The 6,292-nt window shown below is 69.6% G+C and carries 5 protein-coding genes; 4 read left to right on the forward strand and 1 reads right to left on the reverse strand.

The window, feature by feature from the left end:
- The 4 genes from QN357_RS17000 to QN357_RS17015 all read left to right on the forward strand — a co-directional run.
- A partial coding sequence (locus QN357_RS17000; RefSeq protein WP_323505254.1) for a dihydroorotate dehydrogenase occupies positions 1-911 on the forward strand: 911 nt, incomplete at its 5' end.
- Complete coding sequence (locus QN357_RS17005) at positions 908-1,828, forward strand: dihydroorotate oxidase electron transfer subunit (protein WP_198413679.1); 921 nt, start codon at positions 908-910, stop codon at positions 1,826-1,828. The genes QN357_RS17000 and QN357_RS17005, both read left to right, overlap by 4 nt.
- 142 nt (positions 1,829-1,970) lie before the next feature.
- A complete protein-coding gene (locus tag QN357_RS17010; protein ID WP_134449603.1) occupies positions 1,971-4,253 on the forward strand; it encodes a polyribonucleotide nucleotidyltransferase in 2,283 nt (760 codons plus the stop codon).
- A gap of 143 nt (positions 4,254-4,396) precedes the next feature.
- Entirely contained in the window at positions 4,397-4,732 is a 336-nt protein-coding gene (locus QN357_RS17015) for an ArsR/SmtB family transcription factor (protein WP_134449604.1), read from the forward strand.
- A 30-nt stretch (positions 4,733-4,762) separates the two neighbouring features.
- Here the strand turns inward: QN357_RS17015 and QN357_RS17020 are convergent.
- Positions 4,763-6,292 (reverse strand): NADH-quinone oxidoreductase subunit C (locus QN357_RS17020; RefSeq protein ID WP_323505255.1); only part of this gene is annotated, 1,530 nt, incomplete at its 5' end.

A 6,292-nucleotide genomic window follows, 5' to 3' on the forward strand; every position in this document is an offset into this window, starting at 1 on the left:
CCGTCGCCACGGTCGACCTCAGCGTCAGCATCGGCGGCCTGCGCCTCAGGAACCCGATGATGCCCGCCTCCGGGTGTTTCGGACCCGCCCTCGGCCGGCTCATCCCCGTCGACGAGCTCGGCGCCGTCGTGACCAAGACCGTCTTCGGCGTGCCGCGCGGCGGCAACCCGGCGCACCGGCTCACCGAGATCCGGGCCGGCATGGTCAACAGCGTCGGCATCCCGAGCCGCGGCGCCGCCGGTTACCTCGCCGAACTGCACCCGCGTTACGCCGCCCTCGGCCCGCCTGTGATCATCAGCGTCGGCGCGCACCGGCCTGCCGGGTACGCCCCCGTCGTGCGCGACCTCGGCACGGCAGGCGACGCCTTCGAGCTCAACGTCTCGTGCCCCAACCTCGACCGCGACGGCACCGACATCGGCTCGGACCCGGACGCCATCGAGAGCGCGGTCGCTGCGGTGCGGCTCGAGACCGACAAGCCGATCATCGTCAAGCTCCCCGTCCTCGCCTCCTCGATCGCCGAGTGCGCCCAGGCCGCCCAGGCAGCAGGCGCAGACGCCGTCTGCGTCGCCAACTCGATCCCCGCCTTGCCGCTCGAGGCGTACACCCGCGCCCCCGCGATCGGCAACGTCATCGGCGGCCTCTCCGGGCCGTCGATCCGGCCGATCGTGCTCCGGCTGGTCTGGCTCGCCGCCCGCTCCGTCGACATCCCGGTGATCGCCTGCGGCGGCATCGAGACCGCGGACGACGCCCTCGACTACTTCTCGGTCGGTGCGTCCGCCGTGCAGGTCGGCACCGCCAGTTTCGCCCGCCCGTTCGCGATGGTCGAGATCGTGCGCACCCTGCAGCAGCGCTGCGCGGACGACGGGGTCACCGGCATCCGCGATCTCATCGACCTCTGGAGAGCCCAATGAGCCCGATGAAGACCCCGCCGACCGCTGCGGAGACCCGGGCGGCGCTCGCCAGGCAGGCCGCCTTCGCCGCAGCGGATGCCGCAGCCCTCGACGGCCTGTTGTCCGTGCGCCCCGCAGAGGCCGGGCCGCGCCCCGAGCCGGTCTGGGACGAGGCGACGGTTGTCAATCACGAGGTCGTGCGCGAGCGCTACCACCGGCTCACCCTGTCCTGCGGCACGATCGCGGCAACCGCGCTCGCCGGGCAGTTCCTGATGATCACGGTCCCGCCGCACGGTGGAGAGCGGATCCTGCTGCCACGCCCGATGGCGATCCACCGCCGGAACCCCGAGCGAGGCACGATCGAGGTCATCTACGGCGTCGCCGGCCGCGGCACGACCGCACTCGCCGCGGTCAACCCGGGGCAGCGGCTGCTCGTGACCGGGCCGCTCGGCCGCGGCTTCGAGTTCCCGTCCGGAACCCGCCGGGCGCTGATGATCGGCCGCGGCGTCGGCGTGTGCGCCGTGATGGGTTCGGTCGAGGATGCGGCGGCCCGCGGCATCGAGGCGACGCTCGTCGCGAGCGGACGCACCAGGGGGAGCCTCATCGGCTCCGCCGAATGCGCCGAACTCGGTGCGCGCTTCATCCCGGTCACCGACGCGGAGGGCACCGCCGACCTTCCCGCACTCGGGGCTCTCCTGCGCCGCGAGTTCGCCGCCGGTCCGCCCGACGTCGTCTTCGTCTGCGGCGCCGGCGTCCTCACCCGGCTCGCCGCAGAACTCGGCGCCGAATGGGGCGTGCCCGTGCAGGCCTCCCTCGAGGCGCACATGGCGTGCGGGCTCGGCTACTGCCACGGATGCGCGGCCCCGGTCCGCACGGATCCCGCGGTCGAGGGTCCCCTCGTCTGCGTCGACGGCCCGGTCTTCGACGCCGCCGTTTAAGCGCAGATCCGGAGCAAGAGCGCTCTGTTAGACTTGGCGAGGCCAATCTATGGATTGTCCGCACGCCTTGCGCGCCATACGGGTGCGCAAGTCTTCATCGCCGGAATGGCGAGAAGCAAACACAAAAGGAGAGAACCCCCATATGGAGGGTCCAGAAATCACGTTCGCCGAAACCGTTATTGACAACGGCAAGTACGGCACTCGCACGATCCGCTTCGAGACCGGCCGTCTCGCCCAGCAGGCGCAGGGTTCTGCCGCCGCATACATCGACGAAGAGACGATGCTGCTGTCCGCCACGAGCGCGAGCAAGCAGCCCAAGGAAAACTTCGACTTCTTCCCGCTGACCATCGATGTCGAGGAGCGTATGTACGCTGCCGGCCGCATCCCGGGCAGCTTCTTCCGTCGCGAAGGTCGCCCGTCGACCGAGGCGATCCTCACCTGCCGCCTGATCGACCGGCCGCTGCGCCCGTCGTTCGTCGACGGACTCCGCAACGAGATCCAGGTCGTCGTCACCGTCCTCGCCATCGCGCCGGACGAGTACTACGACGTGCTGGCGATCAACGCCGCGTCGATGTCGACCCAGATCGCCGGCCTGCCGTTCTCCGGCCCGATCGGTGGCGTCCGCGTCGCGCTCATCCCCGACCAGAACGGTTCCGGCCAGTGGGTCGCGTTCCCGAAGCACTCGCAGGTTGAAGAGGCCGTGTTCAGCATGGTCGTCGCCGGCCGCGTTGTGACGGATGCCGATGGCAGCGAAGACGTCGCGATCATGATGATCGAGGCCGAAGCCACCGACAACGCCTGGACCTTGATCCAGGGCGGCGCCATCAAGCCGAACGAAGAGGTCATCGCCGAGGGCATCGAAGCCTCGAAGCCCTTCATCAAGCAGCTCATCGAGGCGCAGCAGAAGGTCGCAGCCGCGGCCGCGAAGCCGACAGGCAACTACCCGGTGTTCCCGCCGTACGTGCCCGCCACCTACGACGCCGTTGCCGCGCTCGCCTATGACGAGCTGAAGAACGTCTACCAGATCGCCGACAAGGTCGACCGTCAGAACGCTGACGACGCCCTCAAGGCGAGCGTCAAGACGGCGATCGCCGCGAAGATCGAAGCCGGCGAGCTCGACGCGAGCGCAGCAGGCCAGGTTTCCGCCGCGTACAAGTCGGTCACCAAGCTCGTCGTGCGCTCCCGCGTGCTCAACGAGGGCATTCGCATCGACGGCCGTGGGCTTGCGGACATCCGCCCGCTCGACGCCGAGGTCGCGATCATCCCCCGCGTGCACGGTTCGGCGATCTTCCAGCGCGGCGAGACCCAGATCCTGGGTGTCACGACGCTGAACATGCTCAAGCTCGAGCAGACGATCGACTCCCTGAGCCCGGTCACCAAGAAGCGCTACATGCACAACTACAACTTCCCGCCGTACTCCACCGGTGAAACCGGCCGGGTCGGCACGCCGAAGCGTCGCGAGATCGGCCACGGAGCGCTCGCTGAGCGTGCCCTGGTCCCCGTGCTGCCGTCGCGCGAGGAGTTCCCGTACGCCATCCGTCAGGTCTCCGAGGCGCTGAGCTCCAACGGCTCGACCTCGATGGGTTCCGTCTGTGCGTCCACCCTGTCCCTGCTCAACGCCGGTGTGCCGCTGCGCGCCCCGGTCGCGGGCATCGCGATGGGCCTCATCTCCGACACCGTTGACGGGAAGACCCGCTACGCGGCCCTGACCGACATCCTCGGTGCGGAAGACGCCCTCGGCGACATGGACTTCAAGGTCGCAGGCACGAGCGAGTTCGTCACCGCGATCCAGCTCGACACCAAGCTCGACGGCATCCCCGCCTCTGTGCTTGCCGGTGCGCTCACGCAGGCCAAGGATGCTCGTACGACCATCCTCGCCGTGCTGAACGCCGCCATCGACAAGCCCGACGAGATGGCACCGACCGCGCCCCGCGTGATCAGCGTCCAGATCCCCGTCGACAAGATCGGAGAGCTGATCGGCCCGAAGGGCAAGACGATCAACGCGATCCAGGACGAGACCGGCGCAGACATCTCGATCGAGGAAGACGGCACCGTGTACATCGGCGCCGTGGACGGCCCCTCGGCAGAGGCCGCCCGTGCCCAGGTCAACGCGATCGCGAACCCGACCAACCCGGAGGTCGGCGAGCAGTTCCTCGGAACCGTCGTGAAGATCGCCGCGTTCGGCGCCTTCGTCTCGCTCCTCCCCGGCAAGGACGGCCTGCTGCACATCAGCGAGGTCCGCAAGCTCGCCGGTGGCAAGCGCGTCGAGAACGTCGAAGACGTGCTCGGAGTCGGCCAGAAGGTCCTCGTTGAGATCACCAAGATCGACGACCGTGGCAAGCTGTCGCTCGCCCCGGTCCTCGAAGACGAGTCGGCGTCCGCCGAATCCGTCGTCGAGGTCGCATCGGTGTCCACCGAGGCGTAGTCTTAGGGTTCTGCCGACAACCTCTCGCCAGGTTAGTCGGTTAGACGGAAGGCCCGTTCTGCTTCGGCAGGGCGGGCCTTTTCCGTGCCCGGCCCCACCTATTTGAGAACATTATAAATTGGCGATATAATCAAACGGTGCCGATGACCGGATTGCCCATGGCCCAGCTCAAGGCCGAATTGTTCAAGTCGCTGGGGCATCCGCTGCGCGTGCAAGTGCTCGAACAGCTCGTCGGCGGCGAACGCTCGGTCGGCAGCCTCGCGGAGGTGCTCGGCTCCGAGCTCTCCAACCTCTCCCAGCAACTCGGTGTGCTGCGCCGCGCCGGCGTGGTCGTCACCCGCCGTGAGGGCAACACCATCTTCTACGCGGTCCGTGACGCCGGCGTCGCCGAACTGCTCACCGTTGCGAAGCGGATGCTGGTCGCGAGTCTCGAAGACTCCCACGCGCTCCTCCGCACGATCGAGCAGGACGAGCGCTAGCGGCATCCGCTTCGCGACGGCGGGCGGGTATCAGAGGTCGTTGCCTGCGTAGGACTGGTTGAAGCTCTTGTTGACGAGCGGGAAGTCGGGCACGATCGTGTCCGCGAGCGCGACGGGCAGCGCCGGCCAGTTGAAGAATGAGGGGTCGACGATCTTGACCCGGCTGAGCACACCGCCGGCTCCGAGCTCGACCCGGTGGCAGATGCTGCCGCGCCAGCCCTCGACGAAGGCCAGCCCGGTGCCGGGCCCGGCCGGGTCGACCGTGGTGCCGCTGCCGAGGTGCTCGCCGAGGCGCGCCACGAGGTCGATGACCACGGCCATCGAGACCGCGAATTCGCCCGCGCGCACCCGGTACCGGGCGAGCACGTCCCCGCCGGTCTCGGTGACGACGTGGAACGCCGGGCCGAGGTCGACGAACGGGTGGTCCCTGCGGGAGTCCGCGTCGATCCCCGACGCCCTCGCGACGTAACCGAGGGTGCCGATCGCGCGGGCCTGGGCGCCGGACAGCGGCGCCGTTCCGGTGAACCGGTCGCGCACGATCGCGTGGCCGAGGGTGATCGCGATGATCTCCTGCATGTCTGCGGCCACGCCGCGGAGCACCTCGGGGTCCGGCAGGCTGAGCACCCGGGCGCCCCCGATCCGCACGCCGCCGCGCAGGAAGCGCTGGCCCGTGACGGTCTTGTTGAGTCGCAGGAGCGTCTCACGCAGCCGCTGGGTGTGCGAATGCACGATCCCGAAGCCGACGTCGTTCGCGAGCGAGCCGAGGTCGGAGACGTGGTTGTAGATCCGCTCGAGTTCGAGCAGGAGGGCGCGCAGCAGCCGGTCGGTCTCGCGGACCTCGATGCCCGCCGCGGCCTCGACGGCCATGCAGTACGCGAGGGAGTGCCCGACGACGGTGTCCCCGGTGACCTGCTCGGCGAGCTCGAGGCCGTCTGCCGGCCTGCGGCCCTCGAAGAGCCGCTCGACGCCGCGGTGCATGTACCACTGGCGGGCCTCCATGCGCACGATCGTCTCGCCGACGACGGAGAACCGGAAGTGGCCGGGGTCGATGATCCCGGCGTGGATCGGGCCGACGGCGATCTCGTAGACGCCGGGTCCCTCGACCTCGACGAAGGGGAAGGACTCGACGTCCGGCTCGAACCGGGGGGTCACCCGCGCGCCGCGGCGCATCGGGTACCAGCCGCGCGGCCAGTGCCCGTGCCGCACGAGCCGGTACGGCTGCGGGTGGTCGGCCGGGCGCACGCCGTACAGGTCCCGCATCCCGCGCTCGAAGTTGCCGGCCGGGTAGGACAGGTCGGCGATGCTCGGCACCCAGGCGTCGGTGTACGGCACCGGAACGACGAGGTCGACCTGCCGGCGGGGAAAGACGCCCGCGAACGAGTAGACGACGCGCAGGGCGTCTCCGTCGTCATGGCAGGCGATCATCGCGAGCCGGTTGCCGCTGTCCAGCAGGGCGGATGCCTCCTGCCGCAGCCGGTCGCGGACGAGCACCCGGATCTCGGGCCGGGCCGGGGCCGCCGGCATGACCGGAGCGTGGGGGACCGGTGCGTGGGGGATCGG

It is taken from the genome of Cryobacterium sp. RTC2.1 (genome assembly GCF_035018685.1).
Taxonomy (GTDB): domain Bacteria; phylum Actinomycetota; class Actinomycetes; order Actinomycetales; family Microbacteriaceae; genus Cryobacterium; species Cryobacterium glucosi.

Coding starts and splice junctions, on each gene's coding strand:
- QN357_RS17005 (WP_198413679.1), top strand. CDS start 908: ATGAGCCCGATGAAGACCCCGCCGACCGCTGCGGAGACCCGGGCGGCG.
- QN357_RS17010 (WP_134449603.1), top strand. CDS start 1,971: ATGGAGGGTCCAGAAATCACGTTCGCCGAAACCGTTATTGACAACGGC.
- QN357_RS17015 (WP_134449604.1), top strand. CDS start 4,397: ATGACCGGATTGCCCATGGCCCAGCTCAAGGCCGAATTGTTCAAGTCG.